This window comes from Ditibartonella apis (assembly GCF_001952075.1).
Taxonomy (GTDB): domain Bacteria; phylum Pseudomonadota; class Alphaproteobacteria; order Rhizobiales; family Rhizobiaceae; genus Bartonella; species Bartonella apis.
The window spans coordinates 157400-182577 of record NZ_LXYU01000004.1 but is presented as its reverse complement, the minus strand read 5'-3'; the positions used below and the strand labels follow the sequence as shown (position 1 = coordinate 182577).

At 43.5% G+C, this 25178-nt stretch carries 15 protein-coding genes and 1 tRNA gene; 5 read left to right on the top strand and 11 right to left on the bottom strand.

Annotated features, from left to right (window positions below; genetic code table 11):
- Positions 1 to 7: 7 nt before the first annotated feature.
- The 4 genes from sufD to PEB0122_RS09920 form a co-directional block, all read right to left on the bottom strand.
- On the bottom strand, positions 8 to 1288 hold the full coding sequence (gene sufD, locus PEB0122_RS09935) for a Fe-S cluster assembly protein SufD (protein ID WP_075870725.1): 1281 nt from the start codon (positions 1286 to 1288) through the stop codon (positions 8 to 10).
- Positions 1281 to 2054, bottom strand: a complete 774-nt coding sequence (gene sufC, locus PEB0122_RS09930; protein ID WP_075870726.1) for a Fe-S cluster assembly ATPase SufC — start codon at positions 2052 to 2054, stop codon at positions 1281 to 1283. The genes sufD and sufC overlap by 8 nt, the downstream gene beginning before the upstream one ends.
- Positions 2055 to 2111: 57 nt before the next feature.
- Positions 2112 to 3623, bottom strand: coding sequence for a Fe-S cluster assembly protein SufB (sufB, locus tag PEB0122_RS09925; RefSeq protein WP_075870727.1), 1512 nt, complete (start codon positions 3621 to 3623; stop codon positions 2112 to 2114).
- 172 nt (positions 3624 to 3795) lie between these two features.
- Entirely contained in the window at positions 3796 to 4941 is a 1146-nt protein-coding gene (locus tag PEB0122_RS09920; RefSeq protein ID WP_075917045.1) for a cysteine desulfurase family protein, read from the bottom strand.
- Between the two features lie 181 nt (positions 4942 to 5122).
- Between PEB0122_RS09920 and PEB0122_RS09915 the strand changes: the two genes are divergently transcribed.
- Positions 5123 to 5797, top strand: coding sequence for an alpha/beta hydrolase (locus PEB0122_RS09915; RefSeq protein ID WP_075914413.1), 675 nt, complete (start codon positions 5123 to 5125; stop codon positions 5795 to 5797).
- Positions 5798 to 6095: 298 nt separating this feature from the next.
- Here the strand turns inward: PEB0122_RS09915 and PEB0122_RS09910 are convergent, their stop codons facing one another.
- Positions 6096 to 7229 carry an anhydro-N-acetylmuramic acid kinase gene (locus tag PEB0122_RS09910; protein ID WP_075917043.1) on the bottom strand — a complete coding sequence of 378 codons (1134 nt, stop codon included), beginning with the start codon at positions 7227 to 7229 and terminating at the stop codon, positions 6096 to 6098.
- Between the two features lie 109 nt (positions 7230 to 7338).
- On the opposite strand from PEB0122_RS09910, the gene tyrS reads away from it, so the two are divergent.
- The gene (tyrS, locus tag PEB0122_RS09905) at positions 7339 to 8592 is read left to right on the top strand and encodes a tyrosine--tRNA ligase (protein ID WP_075917041.1); all 1254 of its coding nucleotides are present in this window, start codon (positions 7339 to 7341) and stop codon (positions 8590 to 8592) included.
- A gap of 358 nt (positions 8593 to 8950) precedes the next feature.
- Here the strand turns inward: tyrS and PEB0122_RS09900 are convergent, their stop codons facing one another.
- Positions 8951 to 12289, bottom strand: a complete 3339-nt coding sequence (locus tag PEB0122_RS09900; protein WP_143238835.1) for a YhdP family protein — start codon at positions 12287 to 12289, stop codon at positions 8951 to 8953.
- A gap of 227 nt (positions 12290 to 12516) precedes the next feature.
- Here PEB0122_RS09900 and bcp point away from each other — a divergent pair, with 227 nt between their 5' ends.
- Positions 12517 to 12987 (top strand): thioredoxin-dependent thiol peroxidase, encoded by a 471-nt coding sequence (bcp, locus tag PEB0122_RS09895; RefSeq protein WP_075870733.1) that lies wholly within the window; start codon positions 12517 to 12519, stop codon positions 12985 to 12987.
- 68 nt (positions 12988 to 13055) lie between these two features.
- The gene (locus PEB0122_RS09890; protein WP_075917037.1) at positions 13056 to 13277 is read left to right on the top strand and encodes a hypothetical protein; all 222 of its coding nucleotides are present in this window, start codon (positions 13056 to 13058) and stop codon (positions 13275 to 13277) included.
- Between the two features lie 188 nt (positions 13278 to 13465).
- On the opposite strand, the gene prfB is transcribed toward PEB0122_RS09890, so the two are convergent.
- The 3 genes from prfB to PEB0122_RS09875 form a co-directional block, all read right to left on the bottom strand.
- Positions 13466 to 14594 (bottom strand): peptide chain release factor 2 gene (gene prfB, locus PEB0122_RS09885; protein WP_143238540.1). Its coding sequence is split into 2 segments (ribosomal slippage): positions 13466 to 14524 and positions 14526 to 14594, totalling 1128 coding nucleotides; the frame shifts between segments, so codons are not numbered across the junction.
- Positions 14595 to 14751: 157 nt separating this feature from the next.
- On the bottom strand, positions 14752 to 17223 hold the full coding sequence (locus tag PEB0122_RS09880) for a penicillin-binding protein 1A (protein ID WP_075917035.1): 2472 nt from the start codon (positions 17221 to 17223) through the stop codon (positions 14752 to 14754).
- 166 nt (positions 17224 to 17389) lie between these two features.
- A complete protein-coding gene (locus PEB0122_RS09875) occupies positions 17390 to 18625 on the bottom strand; it encodes an N-acetylmuramoyl-L-alanine amidase (protein ID WP_075917217.1) in 1236 nt (411 codons plus the stop codon).
- A 606-nt stretch (positions 18626 to 19231) separates the two neighbouring features.
- On the opposite strand from PEB0122_RS09875, the gene PEB0122_RS09870 reads away from it, so the two are divergent.
- Entirely contained in the window at positions 19232 to 21985 is a 2754-nt protein-coding gene (locus PEB0122_RS09870; protein WP_075917033.1) for an Rne/Rng family ribonuclease, read from the top strand.
- 1821 nt (positions 21986 to 23806) lie between these two features.
- Here PEB0122_RS09870 and PEB0122_RS09855 read toward each other — a convergent pair.
- Together PEB0122_RS09855 and PEB0122_RS09850 are read right to left on the bottom strand one after the other, a co-directional pair.
- Positions 23807 to 23883 (bottom strand) — tRNA-Arg (locus tag PEB0122_RS09855).
- A 796-nt stretch (positions 23884 to 24679) separates the two neighbouring features.
- The gene (locus PEB0122_RS09850) at positions 24680 to 25063 is read right to left on the bottom strand and encodes a DUF1090 domain-containing protein (RefSeq protein WP_075917027.1); all 384 of its coding nucleotides are present in this window, start codon (positions 25061 to 25063) and stop codon (positions 24680 to 24682) included.
- Positions 25064 to 25178: the final 115 nt, after the last annotated feature.

The following is a 25178-nucleotide window of genomic DNA, read 5'->3' as shown; positions in this document are numbered from 1 at the left end:
TTCCTTCTTAAAGGTGCTTTTCCAACCATTGATTGATGAGGGCAACAATGATGTCCTTCATTTGATCGTTTTCCACGTCATCAATCAACTGGGAGACAAAAGCCTTTACCAGCAAGCCGCGAGCGACAGATTCTTCAATACCGCGTGCCATCAGATAAAAAAGTTGTTCGTGATCGATCTCTGCAACAGTTGAGCCGTGTCCGCAAGCAACATCATCGGCAAAAATTTCAAGTTCGGGTTTCGAATCGAATTCTGCGTCATTTGACAAAATAAGACTGTTGCACGTCATCCGGGCATCGGTTTTCTGAGCTTCTCTGGAAACCTTGATCATCCCCTGAAACGCGCCTCTTGCGCTGTCAGTAACAACATTGCGGACAATTTCGGTCGAAACAGTATCTTCGCCAATGTGACGAACAAACATTGTAACGTCGCTATGGCTAGCCCCTGCAAGGAGATTGATCGTCCTCAATTGGAAGTTTCCTCCCTCGCCCGGCATCTCGATGTCTATTTCCTGCCGGTTCAACTCACTTGCCACATTCACGATGTAAAGGGTCAGTTTTGCTTTCTTGTCGAGATTTGCAAGAAACTTGGAAAACTGCGTTGCATCGAAACCCCGATCACGAATGATAATCCAGGTTACATCTGCACCCTCGCCTATTTTGAGGTCTTGCACGGAAGTTACAAATGTGGATTTTTCGCCACCCAATTGTCGTTCAATGAAAGTAACGGAGCTATTATTTCCTACTTTGATTTGGGAATAGGCATGAGCCTGACCACCCGGATTGATCATTTGCAATTCAATCGGATCAGGAATTTTTGCGCCGTCAGCTACTTCGAGAAGCCAGCCATCACTAACAAAAGCGGTATTAACCTGACCGACAAAATCATCGTCGGAAATATCCGGCTTCAGCGTGAAATGCTCGTTAGCAAGTTCGTCGGCCACGCGTTTAACAGTGACTGAATCAACTTCAGGAGCAGCGAGTGTTTTGCCGTTAAAAATCGCAAATACAGAATCCTTTGGCAAAAGCGGGTCGCGAGATAATCCGTCACCTTCATCACTGAAGTTCGGGATTGTCTTCAACAAGGTACGCAAATCGGTGTAATGCCAATATTCACGTTTTCTGGAAGGAATGCCCACGCGTTTGAACTGTTCTATCACGCTATCCCGCGTTGACATAACCTCGCTATTTCCAGGAAAATCACCCAGTTTTTGACCAAAGATATCGACTATTGCCTGTTCTGCAGCGGTCATTTCCGGTTTTTTATCGACTTTGGAGGTTTCACTCATGTTCTTCCTCCGCTTCTGCCTTGTCGATAATGTCGGCATAACCCGTTTGTTCAAGCTGCATAGCTAATGTCTTATCGCCAGTCTTAACGATTTTACCTTTATAGAGGACGTGCACAGTATCCGGTACAATATAGTCCAGAAGTCTTTGATAGTGGGTGATGACCATGAACGAACGGTCCGGAGAGCGCAAAGCATTGACACCGTTTGCCACGATTTTTAACGCATCAATATCAAGGCCTGAATCTGTTTCGTCAAGAATACAGAGCTTCGGTTCCAGCAATAGCATCTGAAGTATTTCTGCGCGCTTCTTTTCACCACCGGAAAAACCGACATTGAGAGGACGCTTGAGCATGCTCATATCCATCTCAAGCTCGGTAACGCCCGCTTTTACTTTTTTCAAGAATTCGGGTACTTTCAATTCTTCTTCGCCGCGCGCTTTTCTCTGGCAATTCATTGCGACTTTTAAAAATTCCATTGTCGCAACGCCAGGTATCTCCATCGGATATTGGAAAGCCAGAAACACACCGGTTGCCGCGCGTTCTGCCGGATCCATATCAAGAAGCGACTTGCCGTTAAAGATAACTTCTCCGTCCGTCACCTCATAATCATCGCGGCCGGCAAGGATATATGAAAGCGTTGATTTACCAGAACCGTTCGGTCCCATAATTGCTGCAACTTCGCCATCGTGGATTGTCAAATCCAGACCATGCAGAATTTCGGTCTTGGTTTCGGCTATACGTGCATGAAGATTTTTAATTTCTAACATTTTTAAATCCTATTTTGCGGACACTGATAAGGCCCCCAACAAAAACAACAGTTTCAGTTAGCCGACACTACCTTCAAGACTGATACCGATAAGCTTTTGTGCTTCAACAGCAAATTCCATCGGTAATTCCTGAATAACTTCTTTGACAAAGCCATTTACAATAAGAGCAATCGCTTCTTCTTCCGGAATGCCCCGCTGCATAACGTAGAACAATTGATCTTCGGAAATCTTCGATGTAGTAGCCTCGTGCTCGAATTTTGCCGTCGCGTTTTTCGCTTCAATGTAAGGAGCTGTGTGGGCACCACAATTATTGCCAATCAACAGGCTGTCACATTGGGTGAAGTTACGGGCATTGGTGGCTTTGCGATGGGCCGAGATTTGTCCACGATAAGTATTATTGGAAAATCCGGCTGAAATACCTTTGGAAATAACACGGCTTGATGTGTTTTTTCCAAGATGGATCATTTTTGTGCCTGAATCGATCTGCTGGTGTCCATTGGAAACTGCAATGGAATAGAATTCACCGCGTGTATTATCCCCACGCAACAGGCATGAAGGATATTTCCAGGTTATCGCCGAGCCGGTTTCAACCTGTGTCCAGGAGATTTTTGAATTGTCGCCGCGACAATCACCGCGTTTGGTAACAAAATTGAAAATTCCGCCTTTGCCGTCTTTATCACCCGGATACCAGTTCTGAACGGTTGAATATTTTATTTCCGCATCTTTCTGGGCAATGAGTTCGACAACCGCCGCATGCAGCTGGTTCTCGTCGCGTTGCGGTGCTGTACAACCTTCAAGATAGGATACGTAGGCTCCTTCATCGGCGATAATTAATGTACGTTCGAACTGTCCGGTATTGCGTTCGTTAATACGGAAATAAGTCGACAGCTCCATTGGACAACGAACGCCTTTAGGAACGTAAATAAATGACCCATCAGTAAAAACTGCCGCATTAAGCGCCGCATAAAAGTTGTCTCCGGCAGGAACCACCGAGCCGAGATATTGTTTTATCAGATCAGGATGCTCACGTATCGCTTCGGATATTGAGCAGAATATAACACCTGAACGGATCAATTCTTTCTTGAATGTAGTGACCACAGAAACCGAATCGAACACTGCATCGACCGCAACGCGACCGGATGCATATACATTATCGTCCAATTTCGATGGTTCTGCCTGCTTACGTACACCTGCGAGAATTTCTTGTTCTTTTAACGGAATCCCGAGCTTCTCGTAGGTGTTGAGCAATGCAGGATCAACTTCGTCGAGCGACTTGGGAGCATTTTGACTTTTAGGTGCCGAATAATATGAAATAGCCTGAAAATCTATTTTAGGGATTTCCAGCCTTGCCCAGTGGGGCTCTTCCATTGTCAGCCAATGATGGAATGCTTTGAGCCGCAATTCCAACATCCATTCCGGCTCTTGCTTTTTTGCCGAGATCAAACGGATAATATCATCATTAAGCCCTAGCGGGGCCTTATCCGCCTCGATTTTGGTTTCAAAGCCATATTTATACTGGTCAACGTCAATTTCACGGACCTGACTTATAGTTTCCTGCGCTGCAGGCATGGGCGTCTCCCTCCTGGCCGGGTCAAAAACCGGCAGTTACGATTATACCAAAATAAGCATAACCTGATTTAGGGTTTCAGTCGCCGGACTTCAATGAAAAACATGATAAATCTAGTCAAGCTTATTTGACTTTGTTTAAAACAGTTCTAAAGAGGATTTCAAGTGCTGTTTTTCAATTTTTCGAATTCCGGATAATTTTTTCAAAAGCCGAAAGAAAATCGTCGATGTTTTTCAAGCTTGTGTGTTTACCCGTGGAAACGCGAATTGCTCCATCCGGTACATGACAGCCCATTGCAGACAGAACGCCACTTTGTTTTACTTTTCCCGATGAACAGGCCGATCCGGCCGAAACCGCAAATCCTGCAAGGTCGAAGCCGATTTGCAACGTTTCCGCCTTTAACCCGTCGACAGCAAAATAGGTTGTGTTCGGTAAACGCGGTGATTTTTCTCCGAAGATAACAAGATTGTTACTCAATTGATGCAACCCATGTTCCAGACGCATTTGAAGCGCTTTCGAATGATCCAAATCCTGAGTAGTCGGTTTTTGTTCCATCGCTACCCCAAAAGCCGCAATAAGCGGAATCGACTCTGTACCGGAACGGAATCCCTTTTCCTGCCCTCCACCCAATATCAGAGCTTGTGGCATAAGGGCGCTTCCTGTGGCAATAAAGGCACCGATACCCTTTGGCCCACCAATTTTGTGCGCTGCAACGATAAAAAAATCCCCCCCGAAACTTGCAACATCAACAGGAAGTTTGCCTATATATTGAACGATGTCGACAACAAGAACGCCACCAGCTTGTTTGACAATATCTGCTATTTTTCTCACCGGCTGGATAACACCTGTTTCGCCATTAGCTGCCTGAATAGCAACCATCGGCAGACCTTCCGATTTATTGTGATTGGAAAGTTTGCTTTGAAGCTCGTCTAAATTGACGATGCCATTTTCATCAACACCGATAATTACCTGTTGGTCTTTTCCAAAACGCCCACCCTTGCCAATGCACGGGTGTTCGGTTGCGCCAATATAAACTTTTGAAAAATGAACATCCGAACGGCCCATCTTGTAATCGGGTGTAAGGAGTGTCATTGCTGCTTCTGTTGCACCGGAAGTAAACACAACGTGATCCGGCTCGGTATGAAGACGGTGGGCAACCTGACGCCGTGCTTTTTCAAGCAAGGCTTTTGCGGCACGCCCTTCCTGATGGACAGACGAAGGATTACCATAAACATCAAGGGCGCTTACAAGGGCGTCGCGTGCTGCGTCTGACAAAGGTGTCGTAGCATTATAATCGAGATAGCATCTTGAAGATGACATATGAAGCCTCGTAATTTTTAATTATTTCAAACGCATCCATAGCGCAATTTCCTTGAAAAGTGCACCCATTACAGACTATCTAAAGCCAAGATACATTCAAACAATCGAAACAGTTTGAATTTGCCAATATCCATTTCTGCAAAAAATGGAACGTTCAAACTGATATAGTAAGGAGTACTTGATGCCTGAAGTCATTTTCAATGGTCCTGCGGGTCGCCTTGAAGGCCGTTATCAACCCTCGCCGGAAAAAAATGCTCCTATAGCCATTATTCTCCACCCCCACCCGCAATTTGGCGGGACGATGAATAACAAAATCGTTTACGATCTTTTTTATATGTTCCAACAACGCGGCTTTACAACATTGCGTTTCAACTTCCGCAGTATCGGGCGCAGTCAAGGTGAATTCGATCATGGTGCTGGCGAGTTATCCGATGCGGCAGCCGCACTGGATTGGGTACAGGCGCTACACCCTGATTCAAAAAATTGTTGGGTAGCGGGTTACTCTTTCGGCGCATGGATCGGCATGCAGCTTTTGATGCGACGCCCTGAAATCGAAGGATTCATCTCGGTTGCCCCTCAGCCTAATCTGTACGATTTTTCTTTTCTTGCGCCTTGTCCTTCTTCGGGGCTGATCATTCACGGCGATGCCGATCGTGTTGCTCCGGCAAAAGACGTGCAAGGTCTTGTAGACAAGCTTAAAACACAAAAGGGAATTACAATCACACAACAGATTCTTGAGGGTGCAAACCACTTTTTTTCCGGTCAGGTCGACGAGCTTATTGATGATTGCGCCAACTATCTTGATCGGCGTCTTAATGGCGAATTGGCCGAACCGCGCATGAAGCGTTTGAGATAAATTTTCAAGTTGTAGGCGATCTTAAACCGTCTCTTTTAATATGAAATTGTGAGCTAAAAAGGCTTTTGCAAAATTCCGACAAAAGCCTTTTTTCGTCTGCAATATTCTGTCCTTAAAATGATAGTGCGGCTTTAAATGTTGTGAGACGTCAGGTTCAATCACAAGTTCCTCTTATCAATACATCTCCAATGCGTTTTCCAAAAAGCCTGGCAAACAATATCTAGCACACAATTTAAAGAACTACGTCCACGACTGCCAAAACGCTTTTTAACATAGCCCCATTGTCTCACATATATTGTCATGCTTGAACCGGATGGCGTGCCAACTCACCGCCTGATCGTGGTCGATCGCAACCTGTCGTTGTCGGAAAGGTGATAGGCAAGTTATAGATTGATCTTATTGCAAGATAGGCCCACGCCTCTGCTTCCAGGAAATCCGAGCAAAGCCCAAGTGAACGGGCTGATAATGTGATGATTCCGTTTTTTTGCGTAAGTTCCTTCAAAGTCTTCATAATTGCGCCGTTATGAACGCCTCCTCCGGAAACGATAAGTGTCTTTGGCAACATCGGTAAATGCCTGAAAGAATTTACTATCCCATAGGCTGTTATGAAGCTCAGCGAGGCCGCCCCATCTTCGACAGAAATGGCATCATTCACCAAAGGCTTGAAACTCCGCCAATCAAGTGAACCAGGCTTTTTACCGCTAAAAAAGGGATGACTTGCGTAGCTATTGACAATCTTGTAATCAACAGTTCCACTTAGACCGGCTTCGCCATTGCGATCCATCGGGCTTCCGGTTTTAAAAAACATCCACTGGTCGATCAAACCGTTACCCGGACCACAATCAAAAGCATAAAGTTCATTATCTTTTCCGACAAAAGTCAGGTTGGAAATTCCACCGATATTGATAAACGCAACAGGAAAATCAAGTTTATCCTTTAATTTTTGCGCCAATGCCTGATGATAGACCGGCACCAGCGGAGCGCCCCCGCCCCCGTGCTTCATATCATTTGATCTTAAGTCAAAAACCACATCGATTCCGCATTTTCTGGCGAGTAACGGCCCGTCGCCTAATTGGATCGTCAATCCGATATCCGGTCTATGAAGAATAGTTTGTCCATGAAAACCGATGAGATCAACTTTGGAAGGCGAGATTGCATATTTTTTTAACAATTGATCAACAATGGCTGCATGTTCAAGTGTGAGTTCACGTTCCAGACTCAAAACAGTTTCCGGAAGATCTGCCCGTTTGGTCACTCCGGCTACTTTATCAAGTGACTGTTTCAATTTGCTTCGAAAAACCGCAGGATAAGCATGGGATAAATGACCGACAATTTCGATCTCGTTCTGCCCGTCACTTTTGAGCACAGCCGCATCAATTCCATCCATTGACGTACCACTCATCAGGCCGATTGCCGTTTTTATCGCACCCATTACTTGCTTCCCGTAAGATGTTTCCTTGTGAATCACATATATTCTATGATAAAGCCCACAAAACAGTTGAATATTGCTTTCCAAGCAGGAATTTTCAGGGAAAAGTTTGATGGCCGGTTTTAAATCCGATTTCCTAAATGTGATGAGCGAACGTGGCTTTATCCACCAAATGTCCGACGAAAAGGGGCTGGACGATCTCCTTTCAAAGGAAGTTGTAACCGGTTATATCGGGTTTGACCCGACTGCAGCAAGCCTTCATGCAGGCAGTTTGATCCAGATTATGATGCTTCATTGGTTGCAACAAACCGGACACCGTCCGATAGCCCTTATGGGCGGCGGTACAGGTATGATCGGCGACCCTTCGTTTAAAGATGAGGCACGTAAACTGCTCACAGTCGACAAAATCGACTCTAATATCGCCGGTATTAAAAAAGTGTTTTCAAACTATATCAAATTCGGTGATGGTGCCACAGATGCAATTATGGTGAACAACGCCGATTGGCTTAGAGATTTGAACTATATCGAATTTCTGCGTGATGTTGGGCGCTTTTTTTCGGTCAACAAGATGTTGTCCTTTGAATCAGTGAAACTGCGGATGGATAGAGAGCATTCTCTGTCGTTTCTCGAATTCAATTATATGATCTTGCAAGCCTATGATTTTGTCGAGCTCAATAAACGATATGGTCTACGGATGCAAATGGGCGGTTCTGACCAATGGGGAAATATTGTAAACGGCATTGATCTTGGCCACCGGATGGATGCCCCCCAACTTTTTGCTTTGACTTCACCTTTATTGACCACAGCATCAGGCGCCAAAATGGGAAAATCTCTTAATGGCGCTCTATGGCTGAATGCCGACATGCTTTCTCCATATGATTTTTGGCAATATTGGCGCAATACGGAAGATGCCGATGTTTCGCGTTTTTTAAAACTTTATACAACTTTGCCTATGGATGAAATAAAACGGCTTTCAGCTCTCCAGGGATCCGAAATCAATGATGTGAAAAAGATATTGGCGACAGAAGTAACCGCCATGCTTCACGGACGCGATGCTGCTGAAAAAGCTGCAGAAACTGCACGTAAAACATTCGAAGAAGGCGAAGTCAGTCACGATCTTCCCAAAATAGAAGTTCCGGCAACCGAGCTTAAAGATGGAATTGGTTTGCTCACTCTCTTGGTGAAAGCAGGTTTTGCCAAATCAAACGGCGAAGCGCGGCGTCACGTACAAGGTGGTGGCGTACGTGTGAACGACGTGCTGGTAGAGGATGAAAAGCGCTTAATCACCGAAAATGATGTCAACGCCGATGGTGTTGTCAAATTGTCTTTCGGTAAAAAGAAGCATGTTCTCGTCAAGCCAATGTAACTGTTTTACTGTTTGGGAACGCAAATCCTAATGAAGTCGCGCGGCTAATTCCGCCTTAAGGCTTATTTCCCGATTTCTTACCGACAACAACGTTTCCGTTGCCGGTAACATGCTTAAAAAGCATTATGACTTTCATTTTCACCAGTGCTTCATCACACTCGCCCGTTTTCGCCGCCTTTAAATAAAGAGAAATACAAATTGGTTCCATTTTGAAATCGACGCGACAGCGAACGCCTGATTCACACGTCGTTAAATAAGTAAACTAGGACGATAAAAGTCGCGTCAAAAACACTACTGCCTATTTGGTCAGTCATCGAAACGCACTGAAAATTATTGAAAAATTCCATTCTTTTCAGGTTTATTGGAATTCGAATATCGACCTGAAAATGCCTGGAGCGATAACGGAAATCGGATTGACCATTACTTGCGGGTGCTTCGCCTTACCTTCAATTTTAAAAGTAATTCCTATCAATCCCCTATCGCGGCCATTTCCTAATACCTGCCCGATAATTGGCAGATCTCCAAACAGGCGGTTCAGACCATATGCAGGCATGAAGGTGCCGGTAATCGACATATTTCCGGACACATCATAAAGAACCCCTTGAAAGGTTGCCCCTACCGTTGGCCCTCTCAACACACCGCGATCAAGAACAAGGTAATTGTCACCTTTTGCAATATGAGCATAGGCAAGATCAAAGCCGATACTGGAGCTATTGATTTTGCCTTTGACGGCTTCATTCAAACTTTTGCCACCGCCTCTGGGGCGTGACGATACAATTGCAGCCAAACGGGGTTCATCAACCACTTCAAAATTTCTAATACTGACACGGCCTGACATTGGTTGTCCGGAAGATGAAGTTAAATCAGCTTTCAAAACACCTCCACGGATTTTGTCATAGTAATTCATGAAGCGGAACAGCGCGCCCGCATCATTACTTCTCGCCGTGACAGTTTGATGCCCTGAAATTTTTTGCGTTTCGACATTGACGGACTGACGATTATGCGTTGTACCGCTTAATGAAAATTGTGCTGCTTTCTGTTCGGTTATTTCGTAAGTCGCATTTACATTTGAAAGCTCTTCACCATAAAAACCTGCAAGGCTTGCGATCGACGCATGCACAGAAATAGCCGTTTTTCCACCTGAATTGGAATTTTGCGTTTTACCCAATTGCTGGATTAGCGCACGCCCGTCATAGCTCTTTCCGGATGCCTCTATATGGTATGATTTTCCTGAACTTATAACTTTTAGTGTGAGATCATCGTTTCGACTTAAATTGGCTTTGGTAAATTCTGCTCCGAATAGTTGCTTATCCTTGATATGGATTTGCCCTGCCACATCCAGATTTTGCCCTGATAACGAAAAATTTTCGATCGTATAATCAGGTTTGTCTTTTATATTGGACGGCATATCGAATTGCGCATGGGCAGCCATGCCCTTACCCTTTTTCCATCCTGCCCACGAAAATTCGAGATCTGCATTGGTTAAATCGGCGTTGAAATGGCGTTTACCGTTATTGTCTTCACCAACCTCGACATTTACAGGACCTGTGAGAAAATTGTTGAGAAACGCAAAATGTTTCGAGCGAATACTGTCATCGAGATTGAGAGTGATTTTCTCGCTTTTTTGCAAATCGGAATTTTCGAATGGCTGAACAAGTTTTATCTGCGCTGGAAGCTCATTGAGTAAACCGTTTGCTTGCAGGATAATTCCCGATTTATCAACGTCTGCAGTACCAGAAGCGTTGCTCACTATGTTGTTTTTAATTGGATCCGGCATAGAAAAATCGCTGAAATTAACGTGGGCACTATAGGTAATTTCTCCTTTCGGCTCGTCGTGGGTGACGGGAAAGCGAAGTTTTATATCCGCCTCGACATTCCCGTGCGCCTTATCCGTGTTGAAAGGTAAGCGATGGCGAGCATTTATCGGCGAATATCCGATCATTTCTCCGGCTGCATCTATCTCTCCGCGAGCAACCAGATCCATATCGGCAAAAACTGGTCTTTGCGGGCCCCACGGAATCACCAAAGTTCCTTCCACTGCTTCTACTTTGCGTCCATTGGAAAGATAGCTCGCTCCACTATCAAGCGTTATGGTGGTTGTCATGCCATCTATCGCAACATTTCCCGATGCGTCGCGTAAAGCCGGCAACTCTCCAACAAGGTCCGAACGCGTATTGACGATATCCGTTCGTATTTTTACTTCATTGCCGGAAAGTGTGCCTGCAGGAATTCCCGATTGGAAATAACCTTGCGGCAAGGCAATTTCGATCGAACCATTTTTTAATTGTCCACCAAAAATATGCGATGCAACCCATCTTCTCGCGCCAGGGGAAATATTTACCGGCCATAGTTGCTTGGCCTCAGCAACGTCCATTTGCGGAACATGAAGAACGAAGATGGTTTCCGGACTCCCTGCACCAAATTTCAAGCTTCCCTGTCCCATCAGATTCCCATGTGGCGTGTTGATGGTGATTTCATCCATTAATGCTTTTTTATCGGCGAGGTTATATTGGCCGGCTAGTTTCATCTCGAACCGGAGAGCTACATCCGGCACTTCATTCGAAGCACTCACCGCATGTTGGGCAACAATTTCAAAACGATAATCATTAACCGGTCTACCTATTTTCGGGTCTACCGGTGTTAACCCTAGAGCTCCGTTAAAAGGAATGACCAAGCCGCCGATTTGAATAAGCGAAGTCTCGAATTCGATCTTGTTGCTGTGAGGCGTGTGCAGCAAATTGAAGTCAATTTTTGACGGTATATTCTGCTCTGTGCCAAAATCCATAATGCCATCAGGCATCGTAAGCTGGGTACGTACTATTGGTTCATCGTCTGTATTGCTACGGTGTGCCTCGACAATGAAATTGGCTTTACCTTTTAATCTGAAATGCCCGTTATTTGTATGACCGTTTGGCAAAAATGGTGAAACATCGTCAGCCGCGCCCAAATGAAGCGGAAATGATTTTACATTAAGTGTTATATCATTGGCACGCCGATTGGCGTAATTTGCGTTGGCTTCGACACCGATTTTCTCGCCGTTCCAGGTTAAAGAGGATATGAGCGTTGCCGTTTTCCAGCGCATACGCAAATCTAGATCTTTTATGCCAAGAATGGTTCCATTTTCACCCGGCATGTGGAGCGAAATATTTTTCAAAACAAGAACGTTGATCGACATTGAGCGCAATTTTTCCGCGCTAGTATCGAAAGCCGGAAATAAAATATTGGCTGTCGCATCCGGATCAATCCGTCCGTATTCATCTTTTGGTAGCTGGTCTAGCAGGCCTGGCCCTTGCGACTGAGGTAATAACACATTCGCATCGTGGAGTTCGATCTGCGCAATCTGGAGTTTTCCAAAAAGCAGAGCCCATGAAGAAAAGCCAACACGAAAGACACCGATTTGATCGACTTTCACGCCATCTTTAATATCGTCCAACATGACGTTCTGGGTTTCGAGAGCAAGATGATAGTCTTCATCCAGCGAAAGTCGTGCGTCGTTTATTTTTACGCGTGCGTAATCTCCCAGTTGTTGGGATAATGTCGCCTGCATTTTTCGCGTGAGATATTCGCCGCTAATCCCCACTTTCAACAGCGAAAACAACACTCCTAACACTATGACGACAATCAATATTGCCCAGAATACTATATGGAACAGATGTCTTAGCAGTCTTTTACGCCGACGCGGGGTATCAACTTTCACCCCGTTCCCGTCTCGGGATGACGGAAATTGGTCGAGGCTTTTTATTTCGCTTTTTTTAAAGCGAATCTCTTCATGCGGATCTGTCAAATTACAACCAATCCCGTTTTTGCTCGCTGCATCAAGCGCCGTAAGTTGAATAATATGAGACTCGTTATAGCACCAATCAATATTGATTCCTGTGCTTTATGATGTCATTTTATTTGTTCCCACAGAAGAAAGGTATTTCAATGACCATGTTAAATAAAGGGGATATCGCTCCCGATTTCAAATTACCGGGCGATAGTGGAAAAACACAAACACTGTCCGAACTTCGCGGACACCCTGTTGTTCTCTATTTCTACCCGAAGGACGATACTAGCGGCTGCACTCTTGAAGCTCATAATTTTTCAGAGTTGAAGCCCGAGTTCGACAAGATCAATGTTACAATCGTCGGAATGTCCCCTGATAAACCGGAAAAACACGACAAATTCAAATCCAAACATGATCTAAGCATCATTCTGGTTTCCGACGAAGAAAAAACGACTTTGCAGCAATATGGGGTATGGGTAGAAAAGTCGATGTATGGCCGAAAATATATGGGGGTCGAGAGAAGTACATTTCTGATCGACAAAAACGGTAAAATTGCTGAAATCTGGCGCAAAGTTAAAGTGCCGGGGCACGCAAAAATTGTGTTGGAAAGCGCAAAAGCAATAGCTTGATTTTACGTGGTTAGGAATTTGTTAACTTTTTGGTGTGCTAATAGTTGCCATAAAGGACGTATGGCAAAATGAGAAATCTGGTAAAAATTTTTGTTTTATCATTTGTTTGTATAGCTGGTGGCACCGCTGCACCTTTTGCCAAGGATACTGTCAACACACATGCCCTTAGCACATCATCTGTTCGTCAAACGCTTCCTTCTATGCCTAAATTGTCTGCTCCAACAACAGAAAACATCGTCTTCAAACCCTATGCTGGCATTGACCCGATTGTAACAGGTCCTCGCGGTTAATCTTAGTCAAAACAGTTTTTTGAAGGTTACTCGGACTGCGAATAATCAGTCCGGTTTTAAGCTTCACCCCAAAGCCGCCATCGGAGATGTACAAAGGGTGAAGCAATTTATTATTTTGTTTGATAAGATAAGTGAGAAAGCCTGTAAAATTCGAAAAGTAACGGGCTCGACACAAAACATTCAAGTTCTTAGGTGACATCTTCCACGTGTTCAACGCCGCCTTTAATCTTTTGAGCAAGAGCTGCCTCCATGAATTGATCAAGATCACCATCAAGAACTGCTTGCGGATCTGTATTTTCGACTCCCGTACGTAAGTCCTTCACCAATTGGTAAGGCTGCAAAACGTAGGAGCGTATCTGGTGTCCCCAACCTATTTCGGTTTTTGAAGCTTCAAGCGCATTGGCTTCATCTTCGCGACGCTTCAATTCTTCCTCGTAAAGCCGGGCTCTCAACATAGCCCAAGCTGTTGCGCGGTTTTTATGTTGCGATCGTTCCGCCTGACATTGAACAACGATGCCCGTTTTAAGGTGCGTGATTCTTACTGCAGAGTCGGTGGTGTTAATGTGCTGACCACCCGCACCCGACGAACGGTAAGTATCAATTCTCACATCCGCTTCCGAAACGTCGACTTTGATATTGTCATCAATCACCGGATAGACCCAGACACTGGCGAAGGAAGTGTGGCGCCTCGCGTTAGAATCATAAGGCGAAATTCGAACCAGACGGTGCACTCCGGATTCGGTTTTCAACATGCCATAAGCATTGTGCCCTTTAACCAGTATCGTTGCCGATTTTATCCCGGCTTCTTCACCGTCATGGACTTCCAATACTTCCACTTTCATAGAATGTTTTTCCGCCCATCTTATATACATGCGCAAGAGCATCGACGCCCAATCCTGACTTTCCGTGCCACCGGCACCGGCATGAATTTCAAGATAGGTATCGTTACCGTCGACTTCGCCCGATAACAGCATTTCAATCTGGCGTTTATCAAGTTCACCCTTCAATGCATGGATCGAGGCTTCTGCATCTCTGACGATATCGTCATCCCCCTCTTCTTCTCCCATTGCAATGAGCTCGACACTATCATTAAGTGTTTGTGTCAAATGCTTGATATTATTAATCCCGTCATCCAGCTGCTGACGTTCGCGCATCAATTCCTGTGCTTTCGCAGCGTCATCCCAGAGGCTTGGATCTTCAGCCTTTTCATTGAGATATTCCAGACGTTTTACCGACTGATCCCAGTCAAAGATGCCTCCTCAGCAAGGCAATAGCTTGCTTGATTTCTTCGACCAAAGTTTCAATTTCTGCTCGCATAACTGTATCTTTTTCCGATTTTACTAATCTAAATTTTCATAGTTGGCATGGAAATTTTCGCGTCGTGTAACGTTTCCAATTTCTGTCAATAGGCCTTTTATCAATCTATAATTTTGTTGCAATATTCACTTCTCGTTTTTTTGACGAAACTCGAATTTTAATAAAGGCCACTGGAACCGCTTTGAATGGCTTTGTTAACCTGAGGAGAGGTCGGTGCAGTTGGTACACCTTCTTTGAATGAAGTCGTTCCACCGATAACCTGATAAACGTCGGCCGGTCCGGTGCCGGGTTTAAAAGCCTCTACAATTACATTGCTATTTCCGGGTTCTGCCCGCATACCGGTTTTCCGATCAATTGCAATCTGCATCATACCATCAGGAATTTTGAAGTCGACATCCGGAACGCCTTTCATGGCATTTTCCATAAACTCTCCGAAGACCGGGACTGCAAGTGAACTACCAGTGCCGCCATATCCCAAAGTTGCCGGTTGGTCATATCCGATAAAGACACCAACAACGATATTGGGTGTAAATCCCATGAACCATGCATCTTTTGAATCATTTGTCGTACCCGTTTTGCCGGCAATATGACGGTTCAAATATGAAAGTCGTGCAGCTGTACCTCGCTGAACCACGCCTTCCATCATGGACGTAATCTGATAGGCTGTCATCGGATCAAGCACTTGATCGCGCTCGTCTATCAATGTCGGCTCGGGTTGGTTATCCCATGCTTTGACATTGCAACCATCGCATTTACGCTGGTCGTGACGATAAATCGTTCTGCCATAGCGATCCTGAATTCGGTCAATCAACGACGGTGAGATGGAGCGACCACCATTTGCAATAACCGAGTAAGCGGTCACCATGCGCAAAACTGTTGTTTCGCCTGCTCCTAATGCCATAGGAAGATACGGTTGCAATTTATCATAAATTCCGAAACGTTCAGCATATTCGGACACAATCGGCATACCAAGATCGTTTGCCAAACGTACTGTCATCAAATTACGCGAATGTTCGATACCGTAACGTAAAGTCGACGGTCCGGCAAAAGTCCCGCCGTAATTTTTCGGCCGCCAGACTTCCCCGTTCGGCTGTTTGATTTCCACAGGCCCGTCAAGGACAACCGAAGCAGGCGTATAGCCATTATCAAGTGCTGCTGCATAAACAAACGGTTTGAATGAAGAACCCGGTTGTCTATAAGCTTGGGTTGCGCGATTGAATTCCGATTCGGAAAATGAAAATCCGCCAACCATAGCAAGAACGCGGCCGGTTCGTGGTTCCATGACCACCATCGCCCCTTCGATCTTCGGCGGTTGACGTAACAAATAGCTACCCTCGCTGCCGGCTTTCTTTTCGACAAAAACAACATCGCCAACTTGCAAAACGCCAGCGGGACTTGTCGCCGAAGAATGTCTGTCATTTTTACCAACCATGCGATAGGCCCATCGCATATCGCTAGCATTAATTGTTGCAACATCACGTTCCGCCGAGAGTGCACCGGAAACTTCCCGCTTCGGTTGTAAGCCGATTTTCACTTTATCCGACGCAACGTTGAGCACAACAGCCAAACGCCATTCCGGAACATCGCTAAATCCGCTAACATCACCAAGTGCAACACCCCAATCATCTGCAATATCGATGTGTTTATACGCTCCACGCCAGCCGTGATTCTGGTCGTATTTGACCAGACCGTCTTGCAAGGAACGGCGAGCCATAACTTGTAAATTCGGGTCAAGCGTGGTGCGAACCGACAAGCCGCCTTCATAAAGTGTTTTCGAGCCATAGCGATTGATAAGCTGGCGACGGACTTCCTCGGTAAAATAGTCGGCAGCAAAAATATAGGTATCATCACCACGCAAAGTTACACCGAGGGGCTTGACTTTTGCCTGCTCGCCCTGAATTTGCGTTGCATAACCGTTTTCGACCATCCGGTCTATCACCCAATTACGCCGGTCCAGCGCACGTTGTGTGTGTTTGAACGGATCATAGTTGCTTGGTCCCTTCGGGAGAGATGCAAGATAAGCACATTCTTCCAATGTAAGTTCATTTACGGACTTATTAAAATATGTAAGAGCAGCGGCAGCAATGCCGTAAGCGCCGCGCCCGAGGTAAATTTCGTTCAGATAAAGTTCGAGAATGCGATCCTTCGAGTAAGCCCTCTCGATACGCATCGCCAGAATTGCTTCTTTGATTTTGCGTTCCATTGTTGCGTCGGAGCTCAAAAGAAAGTTCTTTGCAACCTGTTGGGTAATTGTTGAAGCCCCCTCGGGACGGCGCCCCGAGCCAATATTTTTGACGTTGCTCACCAATGCACGGGCAAGGCCTTCCGGATCAAGCCCGAAATGGCTATAAAAATTTTTATCTTCAGCTGAAATAAATGCTGATTTTACGAGATCCGGAACAGATTGGATAGGCAAATAGAGACGACGATTGGTCGCAAATTCTGCCATGAGACCACCGTCGGCGGCGTGAATACGAGTCATCACCGGTGGTTCATAATCAGCGAGCACCTGATAATCCGGAAGTTCATCATCCTGCTGTTCATTTTCGGCTATTGCCGACCCCATCAGGGTTACACCAAAACCAACAGCAACGCCGGCGGCTAGAAAAAAATTAAAAAACTTCATCATAATACCCGGATATCGCTTTCTCCCGAACTCGCACAATGCGAGAGATTCCAATGGTGAGCCTCGTTGCGTGTGCACCGGAATTGCGATAGAAACAAGGCTAAATTGCAATATTTAGTATTTTAATGTCAAAGTTAAGACTGGCGATACAGTTTTTCTCATACATTTTTCAAGGCTGTGGATTACTTCCACTTCCATTCCGGTATTTTGCAAATTGCTGCACCGCATTTGAAATCGCCACTGCGGCTTTTTTACGCCATAACGGATCGGTAACAAGCCGTTCGTCCTCTTTGTTCGATAAATACCCGATTTCGATAAGCACAGAAGGAATGTCCGGTGCTTTCAAGACCTGAAAACCGGCGTAGCGATGCGGATTTTTGATGAGATTGATGTCACCTTGAAGAAGGCTGGAAATCACTCTATCGGCAAAATTAACCGAGAAAGACAGAGTTTCTCTGCGAGCAAGATCAATCAGAATGTCTGTAACTTCCGGCGATTCATCAGGAGGTAACCCATCAACAAGATCAGCCTTGTTTTCGCGATCGGCCAAAGCCTTTGCCAGATCATCCGACGCCTGATCGGAAATCGTATAGACTGTCGCACCACGCATTGCAGCCATATTGATTGTGTCGGCATGAATTGAAATAAACAGATCCGCACCATAACCGCGCGCTTTTTGCACACGTTCGTTAAGTCTTAAAAAGACGTCGGAATCACGGGTCAGAAATACCTCAAGATTAACATTTTTTTCCAGTTCATCGCGCAATGAACGGGCAAATGCCAAAGTGACATTTTTCTCGAATACTCCGGAAATACTTTCTGCCCCGCTGTCAATGCCTCCGTGTCCGGCATCAATCACAACACGGAAAGGTCTTTGTGCGATTGGTTTAGTATCTGTTTTTCGCGTGTTATCTACGTTCTGATTGTTTATTGTTTTTTTAAAATTCTGTTCATTGTCTTTTGTGAGGTCGATAACCAGTTGCCAAAGTCCACTATCCAATTGTTCAATGTTGTTCTTTTCGATCGAAAAAGGAACCTTGGCTGTGAGGATAATTCTTGATGAGCCTGGACCGGATGTACCATAGCGCAAATCGGAAACCATTCCGAACGTTTGCGGCTGCTGTTTTTGAGAAGAAAAATCGACACTTGGAAGATTAATGACCAGACGATACGGTCGATCAAGAAATTGGATAGAATAAGCAGGATTTGCTGAAAATACGGCAACGAGCCTTGTACGGGTGTTGTCCCCGATCGCCCGTATATTTATGAGTTCCAAGGTACCGGCTGCTTCAACATGCGAAGCAACAAAACCCGAAATACACATAAATAGTGAAACGAGAAAAACAATCCATCTTGTATTACGTATTGCGGCAATGAACCTTATATTTTGTCTTTGTTGATTCATTGCAAAAAATCCTCGTTTTCCAGTGATTTTAAATTCAACGACCTGCTGAGCGGTAAAATGGTTGTTTGGCAATTTTAAGATTGCATAAATGCCACATGATTGAAATCCGCATAAACCGGCAAAATCGTCTTTTTCAAGCGAATAAGTCAAGTGCCCCTATAAAGTTACTTGTGTTAGACACAATATCGACTTAAAAGCGTAAATGTCTTAAATGGTCAGAAAAGAAAATGGACAAAAGTTCTTATAAACAGGTTCATTCAAAAATTTCTGTCCAAAAAGTCTACAAGCGATGCGCTTTCTACATCATTTTACACATGAGAAAAGTGGAGTGGAAACGAGCTTGTAACAGTTAAGTTTCGCTGGTTCGGTCATCCGGACTATTTCAAAAACGTTTTGCCGGAGACTCGATGAATATGAGTCAAACAAAACTGACAATGGAAAATATTTCAATAGCGGCACATGCAAGCGGGAATATGCGCGCCCATTCCACTTATAGTTCGTTGGCAAAACCTATTTTCATCGGCAGACAGTATTTTTCGACTTCCGGAGGGCTTTCAAAGCTTCTTATCGGCTCTACGATACGTGTCGCCTGCAGGATTTTCTATAATGTCAAACAAAATGCTTATCGATGCCTCCCACCCGGAGGAAACGCGAGTTGTCGTTGTTCGCGGTAATCGTATTGAAGAATTCGATTTCGAATCCGAACACAAAAAGCTGTTAAAGGGGAATATTTATCTCGCCCGTGTAACAAGGGTAGAGCCGTCGCTGCAAGCAGCTTTTGTGGAATATGGCGGCAATCGTCATGGTTTTCTCGCGTTTTCGGAAATACACCCCGATTATTATCAAATTCCTGTTGCTGACAGGCAAGCTCTGTTAGAGGAAGAAGAAAAAGCGGCTCTCGTTGACGAAGAAGAAGATCAGGAAAGCGAGAAAATTTCCAAAAACAACCATCGAAAAAAAGTTAAATCGGCACCAGCAAATGTCGAAAATGAAACGACCGCCGAGGCGGCCGATGATGAAGATGATGTAGAGCAAGCCGTAGAAGACACTGAAGATAGTGTAGAGCTCGTCGGTGCTGAAGATGCATTGGAAGAGGTGCCAACTCGCGAACGTTCGCCTCGTCGCCAATATAAGATTCAGGAAGTCATCAAACGTCGCCAAATTCTTCTTGTTCAGGTTGTAAAAGAAGAGCGTGGCAACAAGGGCGCTGCTATGACAACCTATCTGTCTCTTGCGGGCCGATATTCCGTACTTATGCCGAATACAGCGCGTGGAGGCGGTATTTCCCGTAAAATTACCAATATTCAGGATCGCAAACGCCTCAAGGAAGTTGTCAAAGATCTTCACGTTCCAAAAGGCATGGGCGTAATTTTACGCACTGCCGGTGCAAATCGCACAAAAGCTGAAATCAAGCGTGATTATGAATATTTGATGCGTCTTTGGGAAAATGTCCGTGCGCTGACGCTTGAATCAGTGGCACCTTGTCTTGTTTATGAAGAAGGTAGCCTCATCAAGCGGTCCATCCGCGATCTCTATAACAAAGACATTAGCGAGATACTCGTTTCAGGCGAGCAAGGCTACCGTGAAGCCAAAGATTTTATGCGTATGTTAATGCCCAGTCATGCAAAAGTTGTGCAGCCATATCGTGAGCAGTTGCCAATTTTTGCACATAACGGCATTGAAGGCCAACTTGACGCAATGCTTCAACCTGAAGTTACACTGAAATCCGGCGGATACCTCGTCATAAACCAAACCGAGGCTCTCGTTGCGATCGACGTGAACTCGGGTCGCTCGACCAAAGAACATTCCATTGAAGAGACTGCCTGCCAAACCAATCTTGAGGCAGCAGAAGAAGTGGCCAGACAATTGCGATTACGCGATCTTGCCGGTCTTGTTGTCATTGATTTCATTGATATGGAAGAAAAACGCAATAACAGACTGGTCGAGAAAAAACTCAAAGATTGTCTGAAAGACGATCGAGCACGCATACAGGTCGGACGTATTTCGCATTTTGGGCTTATGGAAATGAGCAGGCAGCGTATTCGCGCTTCCGTTCTGGAAAGCACGATGCAGCCCTGCCCGCACTGTAACGGGACGGGTTATATACGCTCCGACTCTTCGTTAGCGCTCCATGTTCTGCGTTCAATTGAGGAATATCTTTTGCGTAACCCGCATTTCAACATCATTGTGCGGACATCGGTTGCAACTGCGTTATATGTGCTCAACCACAAACGACAAGCTTTATCGGATTTGGAAAATCGTTTCGGTCTCACAATCAACATTGAGGCTGATGACGAAGTTGGCGCACAAAATCTGGCTATCTATAAAGGTACAGCCGCAGAAGGAACTCCTGCTGTTATTCCTCAGTTGCCACCCGTTGAGGAGACTGAAGAAGACGACATTGCCGAAGATGAAGTTGTTGCAGAGACAGACAACGAAACGAAAGACGACAATAATAACGAGAACAATCAAAGACGCAGAAGGCGTAACCGCGGTAAATCAAACGACCGCAATGAAGAAAAGCCTCAACGTGTCCGTAATGATGATGAAGTTGTACATGGCGAGGAAGACAACAGACGTCGGCGCCGTCGCGGACGTCGTGGCGGCCGCCGCTATCGTGATAACGATTTCGAACGCCGTAGAATTCCCTATGCTGAACCGGTAGGTGATTTTGCTGAACGCGCATTGGCCGAAGTCATTGCTGCAAGGCGCCAACGCCGTGTTCCTCATGCAGAACCGGTCGGTTTCTCAGCAACCGAAATTGCGGTTCAGGTCACGCCCGTTGCGATAAAAGAGCAGCAGGAACCAGAAACTTCTCCGGAACCGGAAGTTTCTAACGAAGAACAAAAGATAGAGCAAAAAAAGCCCGCAAAAACTCGCAAGAGACGGACGAAAAAAGCTTCTACCGAGGAAGACAAAGCAGTTTCCGAAACGAATGTGGACACAAATGTCGAAAGTACAGAAGTTGAGAAACCGGCAAAACCTGCTTCACGTGGACGCAAGCGGAAAACAAAAACGGCAGAAAAAACAATTGAAACCGTTTCGGATGATACAGAAAATGCTGTAACGTCGACAGAAATTGATATGCCGCAAGAAGCTCAAAAACCCGCTAAAAAGACTACAAGGCGCTCACGGAAAGCTAAAGTCGAAGAACAATCAAACGAAACGGCGAGTGGAAACGCAGCGGTCAAAGCGGAAAAACCGGCAAGAAAATCTACGCGTAAAACAACCCGGGTAAAAACAACAACAGCTAAAAATAACGAAACGGCTACGACAGAACCGGTCGTGACATCTTCGGATGAAAATGAAGATAAAAAACCGAAACGCGTCGGTTGGTGGCAAAGAAAAGGATTTTTTTGATACCTTGAAAACTGAAATTCTTTAAATTTAATGTCGAGCCCCATAATGCGATCGAAATTTCTGCATTATGGGGTTTTTACTCAGTCATAAAAACTTGTTTTCGGCACCATTTACGATCCGGTCTTCGTGCCAGAATTCATGCTCCGTCAATTTCAGCCGAAAATTTCTTTCATTTTGACTACGCGTCAATTTTTGGAGATTTAAGTCTGATTCCCATGAACCATAATCATCAGACATAAATACCCTGACGTAATTCACTAACTTTTTCGTACCCTTTAGCCGGTCCACTTTGAGCAGTCAGATACCTAATTAAAAAAACTCATTACCTACTTTATTCATAAAATTTTTCTGTTCTCAATGTAATTTATGTTAAATGAGAAATAGGTATTGAATTTATTTTATATAAATGGATTTCGGATTAACCACTTTAATTAACAGTAAAACAATACTTCAGGATCGTTCTTATATATGTCATTAATAAATATCAATTATTACAATTTAAATAAATTTTTTATAATATTAAAACATAAATTTTATTTTTTTATTATTTAATAATATGAATTATAATTCTAATATATCTGACTAATATTAAAACTTTCAATATTCATATCCGTTCTAATAGTCAACAAATTTCCTTCTATTTCATAGAAAGTGGAGCTACTGTACATCCAATTTCCAGTACCTTTCTCCCATTCAAAGTATACTTTCGAACGAACATTCCTACAATAATAAATATAACCTGACTCACTTTGATATCCCTGATAGCCTTCTCGTGTTAACGACTTCATATTCTTCGGATATTTATTTAAAAAGAAATAAACTTTCATTGACGCTTTACATATTTTATCATTCATCTCTTGGTCTTCCAGCTGAGCAGATACTGCACACTGAGAAAAACAGATAAAGGAAAAAATGGAAATCAACCCTACCAAAAAAAATTTCATAATTTTCCTCTTCAAACTGTCCGCATTATTTAATGGACCCTACTTATAGTACAATATAATAAGCAGAAAATTATGCAATTTAGTCAATATTTCTATATTATTTTTTCTAAGTTTTCACCTTAATTTATTTTATAAATATTTTATTTTAAAAACGTTTTAATATTTTTTATTTTAAAAAAGTTATTTTTTTCATTGATACCCATATATTTAAAATTAACTTTTATGTTTTTCTGAAGCATTATTGTTCAATAAAATCAACTAAAAGCCATATACTTTCAATTCGTTTTTAAAACCATCCCCCCGCTCTGTTATGTGGACCAACAAACAATAATCTTCGAGGTTAAAAATCAATTTTTTCAAGGTGGTGCTAAATTGTCACGCGGATTGTAGCAACGGAAAAGTGTCTTCCCATTGGTATTTTTCAACTAAATAGCTTTTGCGTGCATCTCACACAAGAATATTAATCCTATCGGAAGTCCATAAGTACAAATTATAACTAAAGAACTTCTTTGAAAACAACATGGAACGTGCACTGAAATTTTTATATTAATTTTATAGAAGAGTATTATTTAACATTACAATTGTGTTTTTTTAAACAATACATATCATATTTTTATTTTTTGTAATAAACTGTTTTATTTTTAACATTATTAATATATATATTTATTTTTTATTATATTAATATATTAAAAAATAAAATCTACATAATGCAAATTTTCAAACAGTTTTTCTAAAACAAAACTTTCTTTTACATAACGCTTAAGGTTCATAACCTAAAGCGTCTATGCTTAATAAGTTCATAACAGATATCGTATATTTATAGAACAAATACAAAAACGAATTCGATCTTTTTAAATTGGCTAATTAATCGCAAAAATGGCGCACCCGAAGAGATTCGAACTCTTGACCTCTGCCTTCGGAGGGCAGCGCTCTATCCAGCTGAGCTACGGGTGCAAACCTGAATTGAATAAAATTCGATTTAATTGTGCGTTTTCTAGCCGATCACAATGAATGGTTCAATGGTGAAAAATATTTTTTGCATTCAATAAACGGAAAAATAAAAGAAAATGAGAAAAAGAATTTTTCTTAACGGATTGATCGGGACGCCTCTGCACGTCCGATTAAGTCTTATCCATCATTCCAGCTTTCGCTTTTAAAAAATTCATGGATTTTTAAGGGCAGGCGAATTGCTTACAACAAGCAATATGTCCATCAGTAGCCTACCACGCACGAGACTCGATTAAAAATCGGCCGATTTTGAAGCATGTTTGGGTTCGGAATAATGTCAACAACAAAAGAAATTGGCAGCGTCGCACAATTATGATGGGGTAAATATAGAGCGGATTGACAACAGTGGAAAAAATTATAGTTCAAACGCCATTTTTAATTTCCTCAACGTGCCGGCACTTACATCTATCGGGATTTTTTGCAGAGCTTGTTAAAATGTTCCTGCTGAATAACCAAGTGAAATCAAGAAAAACAAAATTGATTGGCATTTTTGGATTTCATCTGTTGAATTGTGTAAAAATCTGTAGTCGACCGGCTAAAAAATCTCGCCTTTCCAAGCCGCAGAAAATACCTCACTATTTATGCGGGTTTTATCAAAATTGCCGATATTCCGTTCAATAATAACTTTTTAGTCGTTATGCCAGCACGTTGCCATTTTACCCTGATGACAAGTCATAGGTAAATTCCGAAGTGACGTTTTTCGCAAGTAACAAAATAAGAGAAGACCAATTCTCCCACTCGGCTATTTTCTCAATTCGTCTTGAGCGTCCTTCAGCTCTTGTTTTGCCTTCTCCAACTTCTCTTTCTTACGGGCTATTTTGTTCTGATCGCCTTTAGCTTTGGCGTCGTTAAGTTCCCCTTCCCTTTCAGAGACCTTCTTCATTTTTTCTTCTATTTTTTGTTTACGCTCGGATGCAAGTTTTTCGTCATCGCAATTTTTGATATTGTCTTGAAGTGCTTTTTCTAATCCTTTTATTTGACCATTGTTATTATATTTTCGCGCATATTCGAGCTGTGTTTCGATGCTATGTTTTTTAGCGGCACAACCTTTCAATTTCGATTCTGCATAGGCAGATGAAAAAGAAAAAAATACGATAGGTAAAATTAAACAAAGCGTCTTTTTCATGAATACACCTCCACAATAACTGGTCCGAATACCTTGCACGACCGGATGTTTCAACGGACATTAATTAAAACCTGCCATTATTCATAATCTTTGTCAGCAAAAATCTTCAATGATT